We start from the raw sequence: 19,752 nt of genomic DNA, 5'->3' as shown, positions 1-19,752 counted from the left end.
CCAGGAGAATCGATGACCGACGCCCGACGGATGCGCGCCCGCTACCGCCGCATCACCCGCTTCGCGCTGCGCGTCATGCTGCAGACGTGGTGGTGGGAGCTGTTCCTTCCGAGGTTCGGACTGACCGCTCTCGTGGCGCGCGGGCGCGCGCGGCGGATGCGGCGGATCGCGCAGCGCTTCCACGCGCTCGCCGTGGACCTCGGCGGTCTCATGATCAAGGTGGGGCAGTTCCTCTCGTCCCGGCTCGACATCCTGCCGCCCGAGATCACGAAGGAACTGGAGGGCCTGCAGGACGAAGTGCCCCCGGTCGCGTTCGATCGGATCCGTGCGTTGGCCGAGAGCGAGCTGGGCGTACCGCTCGAGCAGGCTTTCTCGTTCGTCGACCCGCAGCCGGTGGCCGCGGCCTCGCTCGGGCAGGCGCACCGGGCGCGGCTGTCGACCGCTGACGCCGAGCTCGCCGGCTTCACCGACGTCGTGGTCAAGGTCCAGCGCCCCGGCATCGACCAGATCGTCGACGTCGACCTGCGCGCTCTGCGCAAAGTCGGCGTGTGGCTCAGCAGGGTGTCGCTGGTCTCGCGGCGGGTGGACATGCCCGAGCTCGTCGAGGAGTTCGCCGAGACGTCGCTGCAGGAGATCGACTACATGCAGGAGGGCGTCAACGGCGAGCGGTTCGCGCGCGATTTCGCCGACGACCCCCGCGTGGCGACGCCCGCGGTCGTGTGGGAGCGATCGACCCGGCGCGTACTGACGCTCCAGGACGTGACGGCGATCAAGATCAATGACCGAGAGGCACTCGTCGCCGCGGGGATCGACCCCACCGACGTCGCGTTGGCCTTCGCCTCGGTGATGTTCCAGCAGCTGTTCGGAAACGGCTACTTCCACGCCGACCCGCATCCGGGGAACATCTTCGTCACCCCCTCGGCGAGAGAGCCCGGTACCGCGGAGGAGGACGGGGCGGAAGGCTGGACGCTCACCTTCATCGATTTCGGGATGATGGGCCAGGTCCCTGATTCGCTTCGCGCCGGGCTTCGGCGTCTCGTGATCGCCGTCGCGGCGCGCGATGGCGTGGGCCTGGTCGACAGCATCCGCGAGGTCGGGGTTCTGCTTCCCTCGGCCGACACCGCCGAGCTCGAGCGCGCCATGACGCAGCTGTTCGCGCGGTTCGGCGGCATGGGGTTCGCCGAGCTCGCCGAGGTCGATCCCCGCGAATTCCGTGACTTCGCGATCGAGTTCGGCGATCTCGTTCGGGCGCTTCCCTTCCAGCTGCCGGAGAACTTCCTCCTGGTCATCCGGGCGATGTCGCTGACCTCCGGTGTGTCCAGCGCGCTCGACCCCGCCTTCAACATCTGGGAGGCCGTCGAGCCGTACGCCGCCACCCTGCTGCGCGAGGAACGGGGCAACGTCGTGCAGGCCGTCACGCGTCAGGCGGTCGACACCGTGGGGCTCGTCGCGCGCCTCCCGCGCCGGATCGACAAGCTCGCCACCCGTATGGAGGAGGGACGCCTCGCGGTCGACGCGCCGCGGGTCGATCGTCGCCTCGCGCGGCTCGAGCGCCTCTGCCGTCGCCTTCTCTCGGCGGTGCTGTTCGGTGCCCTGCTCATCGGCGGAATCCTGCTCCGACCCGACGATCCGGTGTTCGGGACGATCCTCCTCGTCGCCGCGGTGCCGCCGCTTCTCCATGCGCTCCTGGCGGGCGTCCTCGGTTCCCGCGGCCCCATCTGATCATCGAGCCGCCTGGAGGCGCGCCGCGGCGGCGAGCAGAACCGCCGCCGCAGTGCCGAAGGCGATCCACATCGCCGCGCCGCCGAGGAACCCGGTCAGGAACAGGCCTGACGCGACCGCCGCGATGGCGAGCGTGACGAGGGCGATGACGGCGCCGAGCGCGAGGAGGACCGATCGCCAGGGGTGACGGCGAATCGTGCGTCCCGCCCCGCCGACGGCTCGCCCCATCCCGGCACTCGCGCCGGGGAGGATGAACAGCGCCGCGAGACCCGCGAGCGCCGCGCCCGGCGGGAAGACGACGAGCAGAACCCCGACGACGATCAGGGTGATTCCCGACCAGGCCGCGATCGGAAGCACGCGGACGGATGCGGCGTCGCGATCGAGAGCCGTGATCGCCCAGGTGAGGCTGCTGAGCTGCCCCCACAGGACCAGGAGCGAGGCGAGGGCGGCCAGCACGAACCACACCGGGGCCACGCGCCCGAGGCCCGGGACGGCGGTGGCGGCTTGGAGGAGGGCACCGACGACGATCGCCGCGGCGGCGACGAGGAGCGGAAGGGTGCGCGACCGCTTCATCCGCTCGACCCCCTCTCGAGGACGGTCATGAGCGAGCCCTCGTAGACGACCTCGTCGTCGACGCGGACGACGATCTGATCGGATGATGCCGCTTCGGAGACGGCGTCGATCGCGCGCTCGTCGCGGGTCGACCCCTCGCATGCCACCGTCACCTCGTCTGCTCCGACCGTGCAGACCGGCGCGACGAGGATGTCGATCCCCTCCTCGATGAGGATGTCGTTCACGGCATACCGGACCTCTGCCAGCCTGTCACCGCCGACCGGCGCGATCGCGGCGATCTGCGAACAGCCCGCGGCAGCGAGCGCGACGGTGAGCGCCAACGCGGCCGCCCAGGCGGAACGACCCCTCATGAGGCGCTCCGCTGTTCGTGCGCGAGGATGCGTGCCCGCTCCGTCATCCGCTGCGCCTGCAGGGAGGCATCGGTGATGATCTCCAGATCGAACGGGGAGGGGAGGAGGAGCTCGGTGTTGCGGTCGAGCGGAGATCCCCGACGCATGATCGGGGTCTCGGCCCAGTCGTTGGCGGACAACTCGCGGGCCCGTGCGGCGAGATCACCCGTCCGGCCCGGCGCACCCGGTGAGACCGGCGAGGCGTGGTCGAGCACCGTGGTGAACAGCGACAGCGTGCCATCCCGGTTGTCGACGATCTCGACGACCTGCTGCTGCTGGGGGAAGTCGATGCATGAGGCGGTCGTGATCTCCCAGAATCCCCGGTCGCCCGAACGGTGGGCGAGGATCTGATTCAGATGCGTGTGCCCGTTCAGCCAGGCGATGGCGACGGGGAATTGCAGGATGAGATCGACCACCTCGGGCCCGTGACGCAGGATCTCGGTCTCGCCCGGGCGCTGGGCGGTGTTCTCCATGGTCAGGCTGTTGTGGTGGCTGAGGATGAGTACGAGCTTCTGCTCCCGCTGGGCGCGCTCGAGCTCGGTGCGGAGCCACCGGAACTGCACGTCGGGGAGGGCGCCGTCGGGGCCCGCGACGGCGTTGCAGGTGTCCAGACCCAGCGCACGCACATGCGGACTCAGTTCGGCGCGCCACCACGTCTCACCCGTCTGGAGGTTCCGACGGGTGAACCCGTGCCCGATCGGCCCCGGCTCGGGCTGTGTCGTGAAGTGCTCGGCCATGAATTCCCGGGTCTCGTAGATGCGGCGTTCCGGGTTCGCCGAGACCGCGCGGAAGCCCGAGCGGCCCCACGCGAGGTTGAGGGCGTCCCATCCCTGCTGGACCGCGCTGCCGCTGGCGGCCCAGCCACGGAGGAACGTCGACGCCGTCGCCTCCAGCGTGTAGGACTTCTGCCCGCCGACCGCGAGCGCATGCAGGGAGGGGCTCAGCTCGAACGTCCCGAGCAGGAGCGTGTCGTGGTTTCCGTACACGGCATACCAGGGCGCGGGGAGGCCGGTCGAACGGATCTCACCGGCGATCGCCCGCTCGAGCATGTCGGGGAGTGCCGGGAAGCCGTAGTCGCCGAAGGCTCCGCCGGTCGGATCCTCGGGGCGATACGCCCAGGTGGCCTCCGGCCACGCCTGCACGCCCTGGAAGACCGGTCCCGCGGTGGCGGGGTCGATGGTCAGCCCGTCCATCAGATCGATGTACCAGCGCAGCTCGAGGTGCGAGTGCATGTCGGCGCTGTCACCCGTCACTACGGCAGCACCCATCGGTGCTCCGGTGAGCGGACTGGACCGCGCGTCGTGGAACGCGCCCACCATCGCCGCGACGGTGTGGGGGCTCAGTGGATCGTGCGGGTGGAACGCCGAGCCCCACGCCGAATGGTCCTGGACGATCATCGGCTCGATGCGGCCCGGCGACTGGGCATCGATGACGTGGAGATCGGAGAGATGCCCGAGGTAGAGCAACGACCGTCGCCGCGACGTCCGGGACGGGTCGGGATCGCGCCCGAGCACATCCAGGCGGGGGAGGTAGGGTTCCCCCGGCCCGGCGACCAGCCGGCGGTAGCTGCCCTGAACAGTCGGTCCGTACAGGATCGTCTGCAGGAGCGTCGAGGGGATGTCGGTGGTGCCGCTCGTCGCCGTCGGGGCGGTGACGAGGAGGCGGCCGAGATCGTCGGGGTCGAGGGACAGCGCAGCGGCGAGCGCGGCGGTGCGCGCGAGGAACTGTCGACGCGTGAGCGAGCGCATCGTGCCCCTTCGGTCAGGGCGGATCGGGTGACGCCATCATGCCAGGAACGGCGCCCCACCGCGCGGGCATTTCGAGCGAATCCATAGGTCCGCCTCGCTACCGTGGGCGAGGCAAGGGGAGTACTCCCGATTGCGGTGGACCCGTCAGTACGAACGCCCCGTGGCGTTCCGGCCCACCGGCCCGTGAGGGTGGAGGAGACCTTGACGTTCAGAAGGGATCGTCATGAGCAAGCTCTCCAAGCTGATCGGCATGGCCGCCAAGGCGCTGGACAACCAGGGCGGCTCCGCCCAGGGTTCCTCCTCCTCGGATTGGCGGGGGATCGTCCGAAGCGCCGCCGACGCACTCGGCGGCGACGGTCGTCCTGCCGCGGGCGCCGGGTCTGTCGCCCCGCCCTCCTCGTCCGTGCCGCGGGGTCGTCCCTCGACCACGCCGCCACCGGCGGGTGGCATGTCCTCCGGTCGCCCGAGTGAGACCGACCGGGCGGCGATCGCCCGCTACGACTACCTGATGCGAACCGCCGACCCGCACCAGGTGGAGGAGATCCATCGCGAGGCGTTCGCCCGACTCACTCCGCAGCAACGCCAGCAGATCGAGTCGCGCATGCGGACGGAGTTCCCGCCCGCGGAGAGACCGCGGTCGGCGGCTCCGGAAGACCTCGCCCGCGCCGCGGGCCGCGCCGAGGCCCTGCGCCCTGGCCGGATGCGCGGTCTTCTCGGCCGCGTCGGAGGCGGTGCGGCGATGGTCGGCGCCGGCGGCCTGGCCATCGGAGTCCTCGGCGCCGTGGCGGGAGCCGCGGTGGTCAGCTCGGTGGCGACGCCGCTCCTCGAGCAGGCCGCGGGCTTCGGGGTCGACTTCGACGCCCTCGCCGACGGTGTCGACCTCTCGGGCCTGGCGGACGGCGTCGACGTCTCGGGCTTCGCCGAAGGCACGGAGGGCCTCGTCGGAGGTGCCGGGGACGTCGTGTCGGGATTCGGCGATCAGGTCTCGAACATCGGCGACCAGTTCGGCGCGCTCGGCGACTTCTTCGGGCGGTGAGGCGGGAGTCCCGGCGGCGCCGGGGCATCCATGATCATCGGACACCGAACCCGGTTCCGGCCTTCGTGGGTCTGAGGTCTGCGACCATGGAGGTCGTGCACGTGGTCTCGCTCGTGGTGAACCTTCCCATCGCGAAGCCTGACGCGCTCGCCGTCATCGCACTGGTGTCCGACGGTGAGGTTCAGGATGCCGGCTCAGCCGACCCCCGCGTGTGGGTCAGCGCGAAGTCGTGGGCGATGGTCGATCTGCCGCGCTTCGCCGAACCGCCGCCGTTCGCCGTCGACGTCTGTTCGGATGAGGCTGCTGCGGCGCGGGAGGATGCTCGCCGCCTCGCCATGGCCCTGGAACGCGTCGGCTGGCGGATCGAACCTTTCGTTGATCCGCCAGCCGAGTGAGCCGCGCCGGTTCTGAGGTCAGTACCAGCCGACGGACTGCGAGTGGTTCCATGCGCCGCAGGGAGTGCCGTAGCGCCCGGAGATGTAGCCGAGGCCCCACGAGATCTGCGTGGCGGCGTTGGTCTGCCAGTCGGCGCCGGCCGAGGCCATCTTGTTGCCGGGGAGCGCCTGGGGGATGCCGAACGCACCGCTCGAGGCGTTGTAGGCCTGGTAGTTCCAGCCCGACTCCTTGTTCCACAGCGACACCAGGCACGAGAACTGGTCATCGCCCCAGCCGTAGTTGCCGAGCATCGCGCGAGCGGTCGCCTGAGCGCCGGCGGGGCTGTTGTCGCCACCGGTGCTGCCGCCGGTGGGGATGAAGCCGCCGCCACCACCGCTGCTCCCGCTGGGGCTCGAGGTGCTCCGGGCCTGAGCGGCCGCCTCGGCCGCCGCTGCAGCCGCGGCCTCGGCCTCGAGGCGTGCCTTCTCGGCGGCCTCTTCCTCGGCTTTCTTCGCCAGCGCTCCGTCAAGGCTGCCCCGCAGCTGGGCGACCCGCTCGTCGACCTCCGCCACCGCGTCGGTCACGTCGTCGGCGAGGTCGGGCAGGAACGCCGCGGGAAGGACGTCGGCTGCCTGCAGCCGCGCGAGCGCCGCTTCGAGCTCAGCGGTGTCGACGGTCGGGTCGGCCTCGCCGATGTCGAGCGCTGCCGCCAGGATGTCGGCTTCGACCGTGTCGGCAGCGGCCAGGGCCTCGCCGGCCGCGTCAGTCGCCGTCGCGTCGACATCGGCGGTCTCGCCCTCGGTCGCGTCGGTCGCCGTGCTCGCAGCGAGAGGCGAGGTCGACGCCGTCGTGTACGAGGCGAGCGTGACCGGGCCGAAGGCGGTGGTCGACGACGCCGCGGCCGTGGGTGCGGTCGCGGTGATTCCGACGGCTGCGAGGACCGAGAAGCTCAGGCCGGCGACGACGAGGGCGGGCCGGCGGCGTGAGCGCCGGTCAGCGGCGCGACGGGTGCGGCGGGCGGATGTTGTCGTCGTGGTGGAGCGCATGAAGTACCGGTTTCGTGTCGGGGGATGCGTCTTCGGGTGACGCGGCACGCGCCCGGGCGGGGCACAAGTCCCCGAGTCTGGTCCCTGAGTCTGGACGCTTCCCGTACGTTACCTGAATGTGATGTTCTGCTGGCGCGTGAGGAAAAGTCCTGATCGCCGGCCGGCGGAACGGATGCCGGGGCGCCGCGTACGCTGTCAGGGTGACCCCAGCTCTCCGGGCGGATGCCGCGCGACAGGCGCTGCGAGAGCTCGTCCGCGCAGCGGCGGCGGACCCCCGCGGCGGTCTCGGCGACCGTGTGGCAAACCTTCCCGATGTCGCCGACGCACGAGACGCGGCGGTGCTGATCCTCTTCGGCGTTCTCGACGCCGAGCCCAGCGCGACGGGGACCGATGTCGGGGCGGTCTCCCGCGACCTGGATGTGCTGCTCTTGGCGCGGGCGCTGACGCTCCGATCGCATCCCGGACAGGTCGCCTTTCCCGGGGGACGGGTGGATGACGGAGACGACGGACCCGTCGCAGCGGCTCTCCGCGAGGCCCAGGAGGAGACGGGACTGGATCCCGACGGGGTCGAAGTGCTCGGCACGCTCGGCGCGATTCCGCTGGAGTACTCCCGGCACCGGGTCACCCCCGTGATCGCGTGGTGGCGTCGCCCCACTCCGGTGGGGGTCGTCGACGAGGCCGAGTCCGCCGATGTCTTCCGCGCGCCGGTCGCCGATCTCCTCGACCCGGCCAATCGCGGGGTGACGGTCATCCGACGCGATGGCCGCGAATGGCGCGGACCGGGTTTCCTCGTGCGCGACGGCGTGCGCGAGCACCTCGTCTGGGGCTTCACCGGCATGCTGCTGGACGGTCTGTTCGACAGCGTCGGCTGGACCCGGCCGTGGGACGCCTCGCGCGAGCTCCCTCTCGTGCTGCCGGAAGAGGCTAGCCGCCCATCTCCGGCAGCGGGGTGACCACCGCGAGCGAGCCTGCCTCCTGGCAGGCGGCGGTCGCCGCGTTGATCGCGTCGATGTACCCCTGATTGGCCCCCGACGGGTCGGCGGCCGCCTGCACCTGCACCTCGTAGATGAACGGGGTGATCTCGGTGTCGTAGGTCGGCATGTACACCCAGGCGTCCTGCAGCGCGGCCAGACGCGAGACGTACTCGACCTCGTCGATCCGATTCGTCTGGTACTCGAAGTTCGTCCGGATCGCCACGCCGCTCAGCGCGCTGATCTGCCCGCACTCCCACGCCAGGACCGGATCCGGTCCGGTCGGTGTCGGCGCGATCGGGGCGGTGGGCGTGGGGGTGGGCGTCTCACCGTCCGCGACGATCCGTTCGACGATCCCGCAGCCCGACAGCGCAGCGGCGAGAGCGAGTGCGATGCCCCCGGCACCCAGACCCCGGCCGACGCGTGACGTCGCCCGACCTTCGCGGTGCGCGTTCGCCGTCGCCCTTTCGTGAAGCGCTCCCATTGCGGCATCCCCCCTCTTCCCGCGGCCAGCCTACGACCCGCGCCCCTTCCGCGAGGGTGCATCTCGGGGCCGAGGACGCGGAGGGACCCCCCGTTCGGCGCGCGGACGCACTTTCGACACCGAGCTGCGAAGACGTGAGGGGCCCCGTCGACGCGGCGCCTGTCAGAGGCTGCGACCGGCGTCGGTGCTCGCGATGAAGAGCGCCGCCGCCTCGGCACGGTTGGACGCGCCCACTTTCGCGAGTATCGCCGACACGTGGACGGAGGCGGTCTTCGGGCTGATGTACAGCCGCGCGCCGATCTGTGCATTGGTGAGCCCCTCGGCGACCAGGGCCAGCACCTGACGTTCCCGGGGGGTCAGGCCGGGCGACCCGGCGTCCGCCGCTCGAGACGACTCGTCCGCCCGGCGGCGAAGGCCTGCGCGTTCGGCGAGGTCCTCCGCCCAGAAGGCGGCCCGAGCCACACCGAGCCGCGGGGCGTCCGTGATCACGGCATCCAGCACGCGCGCCGCCGCGTCGCGGTCGCCTCCGTCGATCAGGGCGGCGGCAAGGCTCACGTGGGCGATCTGTCGATGACGAACCGGTAAGACCCCTGTCTTCGCCTCATCGACGACGGCGCGCCAGAGGCGGACGCGCTCATCGGGGCTGCGGCGATCGGCATCGGCGAGCGTGGCGTCGATGGCGTCGACGATCATGGGGGTCACGCCCGTCCGCGGCCACGCCCGGGTGGCGTCCACGATCGCGGTTCGCAGTCCGGTCACCTCCACGGGCCCCTCGCCGCCGCCATGCATCGGCGACACCGCGCGCAGCATCAGGGCCGCGGTGAGAGTCGTGAAACGCCGAGCCGCAGATGCGCCCCCCTTCGCGATGTTGCAGTGCAGCCGATCGATCCGCCGGGTCCACGCCGAGCTGTCGTCAGGGTCGGTCGCGACCCGCAGGCCGGACGACGACATCAGCACCGCGTCGACGGTCTCCGGCTCCCACATCTCGTGCTTGTCCGGGTGTGACCGCCGGGCCTCTTCGATCGTGGCGTGCTCGGCGGCGAGCAGGGTGTCGTGCTCACCCGGCTGATCGTTCCATGCGTAGTGCGCGGCCAGCATGCGGATGACCGACGCCCGAGACGGCCGGTCGAGAAGTCGCCTGGCCCGCGCGGCGTAGCGCCTCGCCTCGTCGGGTCGCCCCGCGCAGAAGTGCGCGTGCGCGATCTGCACGGCGATCGATCCGCCTGAGCCGCGCTCGATTCCGCCGCGCACCGCGTCGGCGAAGTGCGCCTCTCCGACGAGCGCGGCGTCGTCGTAGCGTCCCAGCCGTGCCAGAAGGTCGACGTAGGCCGCTCCGACGTACGCGCGCACCGCGGGATTCACCCGCAGCTCCCGTGCACGTTCGAGCGGGGCGAGAGCGGCGATCTCATCACCCGCTGCGTCGGAGTACCGCCATGACTCGTTGACGAGGGCGATGGCGAGCGCGACGTCGTCCCCGGCGCCTTCGGCCAGCTGGACCGCCGTCCGCAGATACTCCTCTGCCCGGCCGTCCGGGTAGCTCAGCGCCAGATTCGACAAGATGCGCGACTGCAGCACGCGCGCTGCGTCGGTGTCGATTCCCTCCAGCAGGGCGATGGCCTCGAGGAGTTCTTCGTGGTCCGGATGGCGGTCGGTGTTGAACTCCTGGACGACCTTCTGTCGAATGAGCGCCGCCCGCACCATCGGATCCTGCGGGTCGGTGGCGAGGCCCTCGAGCGCGGCGCGGAGGGCGCGGTCGGGATCGCCGAGGTCGTGCCAGGCCTGCGCGGCACTCAGGTGCAGCTCGGGCAGCGTCGTCCCCGACCGCGTCGCGGCGTCGGGAACCTGCCACCACAGCTCGGTCAGCCTCTCCGCGAGCTTGACCGACGTCGCGGGTGCGAATGTGGCGCGAGACTGCTCCAGCGCGCGAACGGTGGCGTCGAAAGCCGGCGCCAGTTCCCGCGCGATCAACCAGTGCTCGGCGATCGCAGACACCGCGTCCGGCGAGTCGGTGCGATCGGCGGCGAGGTACTCGGCGTACCGACGGTGCACCCGCACGCGCTCGCTGGGCAGCATCTCGTCGTGGACCGCCTCCTGGGTCAAGGCGTGACGGAAGGTGTAGCCGGCGCCGTCCGCGGCGATGACGCGGGCCGCGATCGCGTCGCGGACGGCCTGATCGATCGCGCGATCGTCGTGCCCGCTGACCGCAGTGAGAAAGACATGCCCGGTGTGCATCCCGCCGGCGGCCAGGACCCGGACGATCTCTTGCGCGGTGTCATCCAGCCGGGAGTAGCGCGCGAGGACGATCTCGCGCAGGGTGTCCGGCAGTTCCGCGCTGCCGAGGTCGACGAGTTCCTCGACGAGGAAGGGGATTCCGCCGCTGCGCTCGACCAGGGCTTCCAGTTCGGCCTCGCCGAGGTCGGCTGTCGCCAGGAGCGCCACCTGTTCGGCGACCTCGGCCGCGCTCAACGGAGCCACTTCGACACGGATGATCGCGCGCGTACGGTCCAATTCGGCGAGGATCGGACGCAGCGGATGGAAACGATCGATGTCGTCGGACCGATACGTCGCGACGATGGTGAGGTGGCGGCCGCGCAAGGTGCTCGCGAGCGTCTTCAGCAGGGCGAGTGTCGCGGCGTCGGCCCACTGCAGGTCCTCGATGACGATCACGAGATGCCGTGTCGTCGACAGATTCTCCAGCACGACCTCGATCGCCTCGGCGAAATCGCCGGTCGGAACATCCCCTGAGGGCGTCTCGGTCACGACCCCCGGGACGAATGCCGCGAGGGTCGCCACAGCCGCCGGTGAGCCGGCCGCCTCACGGAGCGCCTCGGTGCCCACCGCGGCGTGGAGGTCACGCAGCACGCGACGCACCGGGCCGAACGGAGCGCCGATCGGGCCGAGGTCGACGCACTGACCGACGGCGACCACGACCGGCAGCTGCGCGTCCCGCCTCCGAGTCGCTTCGCTCAGGAACTCCTGCACCAGTCGGGTCTTCCCGATGCCCGCCTCGCCGCGCACGATGACCGAACGGGGCGTTCCACGACGGGCGTCGTCGAGAGCCTCGAGCAACGCGCCCAACTCGGTGCCACGACCGACCATGCGGGGACTCGAGGCGAGCGCGGGCATGGTCATATCGTGGCACCGCCCCCCGACAGCTGCGACAGCTGCGACAGGAATCCTCTCGGCGAACCGGCGCGACCCCCCTCGCCGTGCCCGTCGGCGCGCACCCCCGTCATGCCGCGGGGCCCGCCAATCCGAAGCAGTCGGCGGTCGCCCCATCGCTTCGGGTCGCTTCACTCGAGCTGCGAGCCGCGGCATCCGGGTCCGCCGTCTCGAGCCGTCGGGCCTGGGCCTGCCGCAGTCGCACCTCCGAGGCCAGCATCTCCGCACGCTGCGCCGCGATCCGGCTCGCGGCGTAGGTCATCGCGTCCATCGTCGTTCTCCTGTCGTTCGTTCTGGAGTCGACGTTCCTCCCTGAGGGGGGTATGGCGGATCGGGCGATCGCCCTATTTCCCGACCGGGAGAGGGAGCCCCGAGGTAAGGAGGCGGCGTTGAGGCTCAGCTCGCCACGAGGGTCTGCGTGGAGGGAACCCACCCCAGGTGCGGTGCCACGTGGCGGGCGAAGGACTCCACCAGGCGAAGGTTGAACGCGACACCGAGCTGGCTCGGGATCGTGAGCATGAGCGTGTCTGCGCTCATGACCGCGGCGTCCGCCCGCAGCTGCTCCACCAGCAGGTCCGGTGCGGCCGCGTAGGTCTTGCCGAAGGTCGAGCGGAAGCCGTCGATGTATCCCACCCCGTCGCCGTCCTGGCGGCCGCCGAAGTACATCTCGTCCTCGTCCGTGGTGATCGGGAAGATCGAGCGGCTCACCGACACCCGCGGCTCGCCGGCATGTCCTGCTTCGCGCCACGCGGCGCGGAAGGCGTCGATCTGCTCGGCCTGGAGCACGTCGAACGGCAGACCGCGGTCCTCGGTGAGGAGCGTCGACGACATGAGGTTCACTCCCATGCGGCCGGCCCACTCGGCGGTCTCGCGGTTGCCCGCGCCCCACCAGATCCGCGAGCGCAGACCGGGGGAGTACGGCTCGATCCGCTGCAATCCCGTGCCGCCGCCGAACGGGCTGGACGGGTCGCGTTCGGCGATGCCGTGGCCCTCGATCGCGTGCAGGAAGGTCGAGAAGTGCTCGCGCGCGAGATCGGCACCCCGCGGGTCCTTCGCGCCGGTGTACCCGAACGCCTCGTAGCCGCGCACGACGGTCTCGGGTGAACCCCGGCTGACCCCGAGGGCGAGGCGACCGCCGCTGATCAGGTCGACCGACGCAGCCTCCTCGGCGAGATACAGGGGATTCTCGTAGCGCATGTCGATGACGCCGGTGCCCATCTCGATGTGCCGGGTCCGCGCGGCGATCGCGGCGAGAAGCGGCATGGGGGAGGACTGCTGTCGGGCGAAGTGGTGCACGCGGAAGGAGATGCCGTTCACACCGAGGTCGTCCATCCCCTGCGCGAGATCGATGGCCTGCAGCATCGACTCGCCCGCGGTGAGCTGCCGACCTCCGCCGAGCGGACCGTAGTGACCGAAGGAGAGGGTGCCGAAACGCTTCATGCCGACCTCAACCCGATCGCGTCGATTCACATTCCCGCGAATGGACCGGATGTCTCGTCCCCGCCGCCGATGACGGGTTCGATGTCGAGGGTCATGTCGATGATCTGGCGCAGCAGGCCGCCCAAGGTTGTGGCCTGCAGGAGGGTGAACCGGTCGAGCTCGCCGAGCGGTGCGATCGCGGCGAGCTGCCACGTCGACTCGACAGGGTCTTCCGACAGCTCGATGTTCGGATCGTACGAGGCCAGGCCCGCCGTGTCGGCCTTCCCCAGTACGCGCCGCACGATGCTCTCCGCCTCCGTCCGCAACGGTGTCAGCGCGTCGTCCCACGTCAACGCCTCGAGGGTCGTGACCTCGGCGAGTGGGTGCGGGTCGTCGTCGAGCCAGGTGTCGACCCGCACGCGCTGGTCGCCGACGGCCAGGACGAAGATGTCATCCTTGCCGACCTGCACCTGCGCGAGTCGCGCCATGGTGCCGAACGAGCTGCGCTGATCGCCGCCACCCGCCTCGGGACCGCGCTCGATGAGCACCACTCCGAACTGCGGATCCTCCTCGTCGAGCAGGCGCCCGAGCATGGTGAGATAACGCGGCTCGAAGATCCGCAGCGCCAGGGGCGCGTGCGGGAAGAGCACACTGCCGAGGGGGAACATCGCCACCTGCGTCATCACCTCAGTCAACCAGCGGATGACCCGGCGAGGGCGATTTCCCGCCGGTTCTCCGCTGCCTCGCATCCGGAGCCCATGGGGTCGGCGGGGCGTAGCCTGAAACCATGCGTCATCCGTCACCCGACCCCACCGCACCGGGGCAGGAATCGGTGTGGGACTACCCGCGGCCGCCGCGGCTGGAGAAGGTGGACGCCCGCGTCACGATCACCCTCGGAGGCGAACGGATCGTCGACACCGGCGACGTCGTCCGCGTCCTCGAGACCAGCCATCCGCCGGTGTACTACCTGCCGATCGCTGCGTTCGTCGACGGGGCGCTCACCGACGGCGTCGGGTCGTCGTTCTGCGAGTTCAAAGGCGCGGCGCGCTACCTCGACGTCCACGGCGGCGAGGAGCACCGTCCGGCCGCGGCATGGAACTACCCGCGACCGAGCGCCGCGTACGAACTGCTGGCCGATCGGGTTGCGATCTATGCACAGGCGATGGACCGCTGCACGGTCGACGGCGAGGCCGTCACCCCTCAACCCGGACGCTTCTACGGCGGGTGGATCACGTCGCGCGTCGCGGGGCCGTTCAAGGGTGTCGCGGGCTCGATGGGCTGGTGACGGCGCCGGGGCGGTACCGGGCCGCGTGATAAAGTCGGCGACGGAAGCGTGTCCGAGCGGCCTAAGGAGCATGGCTGGAATCCATGTAGGCGGGGTAACTCGCCTCGCAGGTTCAAATCCTGTCGCTTCCGCGTCGAGGCCCTCATCCTCCGGGATGAGGGCCTCTCCCTTTCCCCGCGTCCCCCTTCCCCCCACCCACCCCCTGCCCGCGGGAGGAGAGCGACGAGAGGGGAATGATCGCGGGGGTGTGCGTCGTTGTCATCCGGGGTCACACGACCGCGTGAACCCCCCGGCTCGCCGTAGCCTCGACCAGGCCGTCCCCACCCCCGGATGACCGACGCCCCCACAGGAGAGATATGAGTTCCGCCCCGAGCGCTGCCCCGGCGCCCTCCCGGCCCACGCACGAGAAGACCCGCGCCCGTCGCATCCTGACCTCGTTCGGGTTCCAGATCACCGTCGCCCTCGTGCTCGGGGTCGTCCTCGGTCTCGTGGCCCGCCGGATCGGCCCCCTCGCCGACGGCGCCCCGAACGCGCTCGCCGCCACGGTGAACACGATCGGCGACTCCTACGTCACGCTGCTCAAGACCGCCGTGATCCCGCTCATCTTCTTCGCGATCGTCGCGAGCATCGCCCAGCTGCGGCGCGTGACCAACGCGGCCCGTCTCGCCGGGCAGACCCTGCTGTGGTTCGCCATCACCGCCCTCATCGCCGTGTCGATCGGGATCGTGCTCGGCGTCACCGTCCAGCCGGGGGCTCGCGTCGACCAGACCGAGCTCACCGCCGCCGAGCCCACGACGGTCGGTACGTGGTGGAACTTCCTGGTCGGCCTCGTGCCGCAGAACTTCCTCGGCCTCACCGTCTCGATGTCGGTGGATGCCGAGACGGGCGCCGCCTCGTCGTCTGTCGGGTTCAACGTGCTCCAGGTGATCGTCGTCGCGGCCGCGGTCGGGATCGCCGCACTCAAGCTCGGCCGTCGCGCCGAGCCCTTCCTGGCCTTCACCGAGTCGACGCTGAAGGTGATCCAGCGTGTGCTGTGGTGGATCATCCGCATCGCGCCGCTCGGCACCCTCGGCCTCATCGCCTCGGCGGTCGTGGAGTACGGCTGGGAGAAGCTGACCACCCTGGCGTGGTTCGCGCTCGCCGTCTACGCGGGTCTCGCGCTCGTGCTCTTCGTGGTCTACCCGACGCTCCTGCGCACCCACGGCCTGTCGATCCGGCAGTACTTCTCCGGCGTCTGGCCCGCCGTCCAGCTGGCGTTCGTCAGCCGGTCGTCCATCGGCACGCTGCCGCTGACCCAGCGGGTGACCGAGCGCAACCTCGGCGTTCCGCGTCAGTACGCCTCCTTCGCGGTGCCGTTCGGGGCGACGACGAAGATGGACGGCTGCGCGGCGATCTACCCCGCGATCGCGGCGATCTTCGTGGCCCAGTTCTTCGGCATCGACCTGTCGATCTGGCAGTACGTGCTCATCGCTCTGGTCTCGGTCGTCGGCTCGGCCGCGACGGCCGGCACGACCGGGGCGACCGTGATGCTGACGCTGACGCTGTCGACGCTCGGCCTGCCGCTGGAGGGCGTTGGGCTCCTCCTCGCGATCGACCCGATCCTCGACATGGGGCGCACCGCGGTCAATGTCGCCGGTCAGGCGCTCGTGCCGACGATCGTCGCCAAGCACGAGGGGATCCTCGACGCCGGACTGTACGACGCCCTCCGCGGCGATGTGCCGTTCGACGACGACTCCGCCGATGATGGCTTCGTCGCCGGAGACGCCCGGACGGATGCCGCGGAGCGGCCGTCGGCCGACGAGTTCGAGGGCCCCTCGGCGGACGCGCAGCTGCAGCGCACCTCCCGCTGAGCACCGCCTACCTCCCACCGGCGAGAGTGCATCTGCGGGCCGAGAATGCGGGTGGACCCCGCACCCTCGGCGCCCAGATGCACTCTCGCCTGGACGAGCTGAGCGGGGGAGGCGCGGGACGGCGGTCGGTCAGCCGGCTGGGCGGGAGGCGCCGCGGCCGGCGCCGGCGTAGAGCGACCCGGGACGGATGATGAGCGAGCGCGGCACGACCAGCGCGAGAAGGCGTCGTGCGGGCTGGGCCGCGGCCAGCAGTTCCGCCCGCACCTCCCGCGCCGCGGCCGCCGTCGCCTCGCCCTGACCGAATCCGTGGCGCCCGCCGGGCGCATAGCTGGCGCGCTCGATCGCCCGGATGAGAACACCCATCGCGTCGGCCGGGGCGCCGGCTTCGGTTATGAGCCGGGCGCCCAGCGCCCGCGGGCTCTCGCTGATCGGCGAGGGGATCCCGAGGTCGATCGCGGTGTCCTGCACGACCGCCCACGCGGCGGCGGCATCGCCTGCCCGAGCGGCAGACAGCTGCTGCCTGCGCCGCAGATCCCGGACGAGGAGCGGGATCGCGAGCACCACCAGGACCGCGAGGACCACCGTCACCGCCGGGAGAGCGTCGACGCCGTCGTCGGGGGCCGCGGTACCGGCATCCGGGGTCAGCGGCTCGCCGGTGTCGGGGTCGACAGCGTCGGGTACGTCGGCGGGGGCGGATGCTTCGGGGGCGGCGTCCGTGCCGTCGGCGGTCTCGCCGGGGGCCGAGGCCTCGGGGGAGAAGCGGGTCGGCTGACCGAGGCCGTTGGTCGGTTCGAAGGGGATCCACCCGACGCCCTCGAAGTAGATCTCCGGCCACGCGTGCAGCTGTCCCGACATCACCGAGTACACCGTCTGGAAGTCCACGGCGTCGCCGGTCGACGTTCCCGGCAGGTATCCCACGACGATGCGGCTCGGCATGCCGAGGGTCCGCGCCATCAGCGCGAACGCCGAGGCGTAGTGCACGCAATAGCCCTCTCGCACCTCGAGGAACCGGGCGACCGCTTCGGCGCCGCTGCCGTCGAAGCCCTCCTCGACGGGCGCCTCGAGCGAATAGCGGAAGTCGGCTCCGCGGAACCAGCTCTGCAGCGCCAGGAGCGCGTCGTAATCGGACGCCGCCCCGGCTGTCACCTCGGCGGCGAGCTCGCCGACGATGGGAGGCAGATCGACGGGCAGCCCCAGGGTGTCGGCGCGGACGCCCTCGCCCCCGGCCGACCGGGCGCGGATCTGCTCGAGCGTCGGGCGAGGGACGCTGGAGACCACCTCGTAGTCCTGACCCTGCGTCCCGCCCTGCCGGGCTTCGACGGTGCGATTGTAGGGGAAGGCTCCCCATACCCCGTCGAGACCCTCGATGCCGGTTGCCGGGTAGGACACCGGCAGCCACGAGGAATTGAGGTTGCGGATCTCCACGGTCGTCGAGTACTCGGCGACCTGGATCTCGGGATCGACCGGGAGGGAGGCGAGCGCCTCGGCGCTGTCGAGGGGGTAGGAACGCCCGCTGTCGGGCTCCCACACCGCGCCGGTGAACTCGGTGAGGGTCGTCGCCCGGAGGTATGGCGGGGTGGGCGCGTCGCTGCGCATCTGCAGCACCTCGACCTCGCGCGGTCGCCGCAGGTCGTCGCCCAGCTGCAGGGTGGCGTCGATGCCGGGACCGGGGCCGAGATCTCCCGCCCCCGGCCGGATCGCGGGCTGTGGGAGGAGGGGGGTGGCCACGAGCGCGACGACGACGGCGATGGCCCCGATGCCGATCGCGGTGGCCGACACCCCGGATGCCGACACCCCGGACGTCGACGACGCGGCCGCCGACGACGTGGTCGCACGGGTCGCCTCCGCGCTCCCCGCCTCCTCACGCGTCCGGGTGTCGGTGCGGATGAGGAAGAGGATGGCTGCGGCCAGCAGCACGAAGGCGACCACGTCGATCTCCGCCGGCACGGCGATCGCGGGGATGAGGGAGACCGCGATCAATCCGACGCCCGCCAGCAGCGGCATCCGTGCCGTGAGGACCACGTGGTCGATGACCACGGCGAGGAGCCCCGTCGCCCCGACGATCAGCATCGAGAGCGGGGCGCTGGGAGTCAGCGGCGCGACCCCGAGCGCGATTTCCTCCCCGGCGGCGGTGAGGATCTCGGGGAGCTCACGGAACGTCTCCACGGTCGGAATCACCAGGAGGAAGGCGCTGTCGCGGAGGAATACTACGGTGACGAAAGCCACCCACACGACCACCTCGATCAGCGACACCGCGAGCGCAGGCAGCCGGAAGCGTCGCGCGACATATCCGGTCGCGAGCACCACGGCCACGATCACCAGGGTGCCGAGGAGCCATCCCGTGGGGCGCACCACCCGCATGAGAGGGAGGAGCGCCGCGATCAGGGCGGCGAAGACGCCGGCCGTGAGGAGCAGATCCGCACCCCGGCGCGATGACGGCTCAGCGGAGGGCACGGCTCACCCCCCGTTCGCCCGCAGCGGCCCACTCCTGCACCAGATCGCCGTCGGGGTCGAGGTGGACCGCGTGCCAGCCGATGTCGCCCGCGCGGTCCAGCGCGCCGCTGCGCGGCGAGGCCGCGAGCAGCACGGCGAAGGTCGAGTGGTGCACGATCGGCGCGAGCGCGTCGACGTCGGCAGGGTCCAGGCGTCCGGTCAGGACGATCACCGGCCCGGTCATGACACCCGCGAACTGACGGGCCAGGCGCGGCAGGTGGTCGTCGCGTCGCGCCGTGACGGTGGCGAACTGGGTGACGAGGTCTTCCACTGCCGCGGTGTCTCCGCCGTCGATGCGTTCGGTGAGGGCGGTGCCGTCGCTGTCGAGAACGCTCACGCCGTATCCGTCGCGCACCAGCCGCGACACCACCGAGACGCACGCAGAGACCGCCGTCTCGAAGGCGTCGTCGGCTCCCGGCTCGTGAAGGGCCTCGGTCGACCATCGCAGGACTCCCCGGTCGAGGACGACGGTCGCCTCCGGGGTCGCTTCCTGCTCCTCCTGACGCACCATCAGCTCGTCGCGATGGGCCGTCGCCCGCCAGTGGATGCGCCGCATCGAATCACCGGGCGCGTAAGGCCGGGCGATGAGGTTGTCCGCGCCCTGACCGGGCTGGTTGTTCTGCGTCTGGAGCGTTCCCCCGGCCTCACCGGCCAGACCCGTGAGGGGCGGCAGGTCGATCACGGCGGGTGCGACGGTGACACGGGTGCGCTCTCCGTAGAGGGTGCTGCGGCGCGCGAGGGCGAAGGGGTCGGCGGAGTGGACCCGCAGAGGACCGAGGTGATGGATGCCGCGGCGCACCCCCGTCACGGTGTACGCGAGGTTCACCGTGCGATCCGAGCCCCGCAGACCCGAACCGAGCGCAGGGAAGACCCCCGCCGCCACGCCCTCCAGCCCGGCGGGCAGCGTATCGGTCCAGGTTCCGGGGGGCGTCGGCAGCGCGGTCCGGACGCCGACGCGTACCCGGACGAGCGAGGCGCGACCCACCCCGACGGTATCCGGCGCCAGGGATCGCGTGACCGAATCGGCGTGGCGGGTGAGGTAGAGCGAGGCCACTGCGGCGACGAGGACGGCGACCAGCAGCATCCCGAAGTACATGAGCTCGGGGATCCCGACCTCGCTCGCGACGACGAAGCAGACCAGCGCCAGCAGCGCCGCGCCGGTTCCGCGCAGCGTCAGGGGCCAGAGTCGTCGGAGCATC

The 19,752-nt window shown here is 71.2% G+C and carries 17 protein-coding genes and 1 tRNA gene; 7 read left to right on the top strand and 11 right to left on the bottom strand.

All coding sequences use genetic code 11. From position 1 onward, the window contains the following. Positions 1–12: 12 nt before the first annotated feature. Complete coding sequence (locus FBY40_RS14000) at positions 13–1,722, top strand: ABC1 kinase family protein (RefSeq protein WP_141939398.1); 1,710 nt, start codon at positions 13–15, stop codon at positions 1,720–1,722. Here FBY40_RS14000 and FBY40_RS13995 read toward each other — a convergent pair whose 3' ends face one another. The 3 genes from FBY40_RS13995 to FBY40_RS13985 are packed head-to-tail and all read right to left on the bottom strand — an operon-like array spanning position 1,723 to position 4,432. Further along, complete coding sequence (locus FBY40_RS13995; RefSeq protein WP_141939397.1) at positions 1,723–2,295, bottom strand: hypothetical protein; 573 nt, start codon at positions 2,293–2,295, stop codon at positions 1,723–1,725. Then, positions 2,292–2,645, bottom strand: a complete 354-nt coding sequence (locus tag FBY40_RS13990; protein WP_141939396.1) for a hypothetical protein — start codon at positions 2,643–2,645, stop codon at positions 2,292–2,294. The genes FBY40_RS13995 and FBY40_RS13990 overlap by 4 nt, the downstream gene beginning before the upstream one ends. Beyond that, the gene (locus FBY40_RS13985) at positions 2,642–4,432 is read right to left on the bottom strand and encodes a TIGR03767 family metallophosphoesterase (protein WP_141939395.1); all 1,791 of its coding nucleotides are present in this window, start codon (positions 4,430–4,432) and stop codon (positions 2,642–2,644) included. The genes FBY40_RS13990 and FBY40_RS13985 overlap by 4 nt, the downstream gene beginning before the upstream one ends. Positions 4,433–4,655: 223 nt before the next feature. Here FBY40_RS13985 and FBY40_RS13980 point away from each other — a divergent pair, with 223 nt between their 5' ends. Both FBY40_RS13980 and FBY40_RS13975 read left to right on the top strand, forming a co-directional pair. Then, positions 4,656–5,468, top strand: coding sequence for a cation-transporting ATPase (locus FBY40_RS13980; RefSeq protein ID WP_141939394.1), 813 nt, complete (start codon positions 4,656–4,658; stop codon positions 5,466–5,468). Positions 5,469–5,554: 86 nt separating this feature from the next. Further along, positions 5,555–5,863 carry a hypothetical protein gene (locus tag FBY40_RS13975; protein ID WP_141939393.1) on the top strand — a complete coding sequence of 103 codons (309 nt, stop codon included), beginning with the start codon at positions 5,555–5,557 and terminating at the stop codon, positions 5,861–5,863. A gap of 18 nt (positions 5,864–5,881) precedes the next feature. On the opposite strand, the gene FBY40_RS13970 is transcribed toward FBY40_RS13975, so the two are convergent. Then, positions 5,882–6,889 (bottom strand): lytic transglycosylase domain-containing protein, encoded by a 1,008-nt coding sequence (locus tag FBY40_RS13970; protein ID WP_141939392.1) that lies wholly within the window; start codon positions 6,887–6,889, stop codon positions 5,882–5,884. Positions 6,890–7,089: 200 nt separating this feature from the next. Here FBY40_RS13970 and FBY40_RS13965 point away from each other — a divergent pair, with 200 nt between their 5' ends. Continuing rightward, entirely contained in the window at positions 7,090–7,842 is a 753-nt protein-coding gene (locus tag FBY40_RS13965; RefSeq protein ID WP_442922871.1) for an NUDIX hydrolase, read from the top strand. On the opposite strand, the gene FBY40_RS13960 is transcribed toward FBY40_RS13965, so the two are convergent. The 5 genes from FBY40_RS13960 to FBY40_RS13940 form a co-directional block, all read right to left on the bottom strand. Beyond that, complete coding sequence (locus FBY40_RS13960; RefSeq protein WP_141939391.1) at positions 7,814–8,344, bottom strand: hypothetical protein; 531 nt, start codon at positions 8,342–8,344, stop codon at positions 7,814–7,816. The genes FBY40_RS13965 and FBY40_RS13960 overlap by 29 nt on opposite strands. 162 nt (positions 8,345–8,506) lie before the next feature. After that, positions 8,507–11,470, bottom strand: coding sequence for a helix-turn-helix transcriptional regulator (locus FBY40_RS13955; protein WP_141939390.1), 2,964 nt, complete (start codon positions 11,468–11,470; stop codon positions 8,507–8,509). Positions 11,471–11,576: 106 nt separating this feature from the next. Continuing rightward, the gene (locus FBY40_RS13950) at positions 11,577–11,768 is read right to left on the bottom strand and encodes a hypothetical protein (RefSeq protein ID WP_160141403.1); all 192 of its coding nucleotides are present in this window, start codon (positions 11,766–11,768) and stop codon (positions 11,577–11,579) included. Positions 11,769–11,902: 134 nt separating this feature from the next. Continuing rightward, entirely contained in the window at positions 11,903–12,946 is a 1,044-nt protein-coding gene (locus tag FBY40_RS13945; protein WP_141939388.1) for an LLM class flavin-dependent oxidoreductase, read from the bottom strand. Positions 12,947–12,972: 26 nt separating this feature from the next. Then, on the bottom strand, positions 12,973–13,608 hold the full coding sequence (locus FBY40_RS13940; protein WP_141939387.1) for an LON peptidase substrate-binding domain-containing protein: 636 nt from the start codon (positions 13,606–13,608) through the stop codon (positions 12,973–12,975). Between the two features lie 104 nt (positions 13,609–13,712). On the opposite strand from FBY40_RS13940, the gene FBY40_RS13935 reads away from it, so the two are divergent. The 3 genes from FBY40_RS13935 (at position 13,713) to FBY40_RS13925 (ending at position 16,060) form a co-directional block, all read left to right on the top strand. After that, positions 13,713–14,210: a DUF427 domain-containing protein gene (locus FBY40_RS13935; protein ID WP_141939386.1), complete on the top strand. Its 498-nt coding sequence runs from the start codon at positions 13,713–13,715 to the stop codon at positions 14,208–14,210. A 42-nt stretch (positions 14,211–14,252) separates the two neighbouring features. Further along, positions 14,253–14,341, top strand: a tRNA-Ser gene (locus FBY40_RS13930). 225 nt (positions 14,342–14,566) lie between these two features. After that, the gene (locus FBY40_RS13925) at positions 14,567–16,060 is read left to right on the top strand and encodes a dicarboxylate/amino acid:cation symporter (protein WP_141939385.1); all 1,494 of its coding nucleotides are present in this window, start codon (positions 14,567–14,569) and stop codon (positions 16,058–16,060) included. Between the two features lie 129 nt (positions 16,061–16,189). Here the strand turns inward: FBY40_RS13925 and FBY40_RS13920 are convergent, their stop codons facing one another. Together FBY40_RS13920 and FBY40_RS13915 are read right to left on the bottom strand one after the other, a co-directional pair. Next, on the bottom strand, positions 16,190–18,514 hold the full coding sequence (locus FBY40_RS13920) for a transglutaminase family protein (RefSeq protein ID WP_235014901.1): 2,325 nt from the start codon (positions 18,512–18,514) through the stop codon (positions 16,190–16,192). Continuing rightward, complete coding sequence (locus FBY40_RS13915; RefSeq protein WP_141939384.1) at positions 18,501–19,751, bottom strand: DUF58 domain-containing protein; 1,251 nt, start codon at positions 19,749–19,751, stop codon at positions 18,501–18,503. Before FBY40_RS13915 ends, FBY40_RS13920 begins: the two co-directional genes overlap by 14 nt. Between the last annotated feature and the right edge of the window lies 1 nt (position 19,752).

The organism is Microbacterium sp. SLBN-154 (assembly GCF_006715565.1).
Lineage (GTDB): Bacteria > Actinomycetota > Actinomycetes > Actinomycetales > Microbacteriaceae > Microbacterium.
Note: the sequence above shows the minus strand (reverse complement) of the source record. Positions and strands in the feature narration are given on the sequence as shown.

Coding starts and splice junctions, on each gene's coding strand:
- FBY40_RS13955 (WP_141939390.1), bottom strand. CDS start 11,470: ATGCCCGCGCTCGCCTCGAGTCCCCGCATGGTCGGTCGTGGCACCGAG.
- FBY40_RS13945 (WP_141939388.1), bottom strand. CDS start 12,946: ATGAAGCGTTTCGGCACCCTCTCCTTCGGTCACTACGGTCCGCTCGGC.
- FBY40_RS13985 (WP_141939395.1), bottom strand. CDS start 4,432: ATGCGCTCGCTCACGCGTCGACAGTTCCTCGCGCGCACCGCCGCGCTC.
- FBY40_RS13995 (WP_141939397.1), bottom strand. CDS start 2,295: ATGAAGCGGTCGCGCACCCTTCCGCTCCTCGTCGCCGCCGCGGCGATC.
- FBY40_RS13950 (WP_160141403.1), bottom strand. CDS start 11,768: ATGACCTACGCCGCGAGCCGGATCGCGGCGCAGCGTGCGGAGATGCTG.
- FBY40_RS13975 (WP_141939393.1), top strand. CDS start 5,555: ATGGAGGTCGTGCACGTGGTCTCGCTCGTGGTGAACCTTCCCATCGCG.
- FBY40_RS13960 (WP_141939391.1), bottom strand. CDS start 8,344: ATGGGAGCGCTTCACGAAAGGGCGACGGCGAACGCGCACCGCGAAGGT.
- FBY40_RS14000 (WP_141939398.1), top strand. CDS start 13: ATGACCGACGCCCGACGGATGCGCGCCCGCTACCGCCGCATCACCCGC.
- FBY40_RS13990 (WP_141939396.1), bottom strand. CDS start 2,645: ATGAGGGGTCGTTCCGCCTGGGCGGCCGCGTTGGCGCTCACCGTCGCG.
- FBY40_RS13925 (WP_141939385.1), top strand. CDS start 14,567: ATGAGTTCCGCCCCGAGCGCTGCCCCGGCGCCCTCCCGGCCCACGCAC.
- FBY40_RS13915 (WP_141939384.1), bottom strand. CDS start 19,751: ATGCTCCGACGACTCTGGCCCCTGACGCTGCGCGGAACCGGCGCGGCG.
- FBY40_RS13980 (WP_141939394.1), top strand. CDS start 4,656: ATGAGCAAGCTCTCCAAGCTGATCGGCATGGCCGCCAAGGCGCTGGAC.
- FBY40_RS13940 (WP_141939387.1), bottom strand. CDS start 13,608: ATGACGCAGGTGGCGATGTTCCCCCTCGGCAGTGTGCTCTTCCCGCAC.
- FBY40_RS13935 (WP_141939386.1), top strand. CDS start 13,713: ATGCGTCATCCGTCACCCGACCCCACCGCACCGGGGCAGGAATCGGTG.
- FBY40_RS13970 (WP_141939392.1), bottom strand. CDS start 6,889: ATGCGCTCCACCACGACGACAACATCCGCCCGCCGCACCCGTCGCGCC.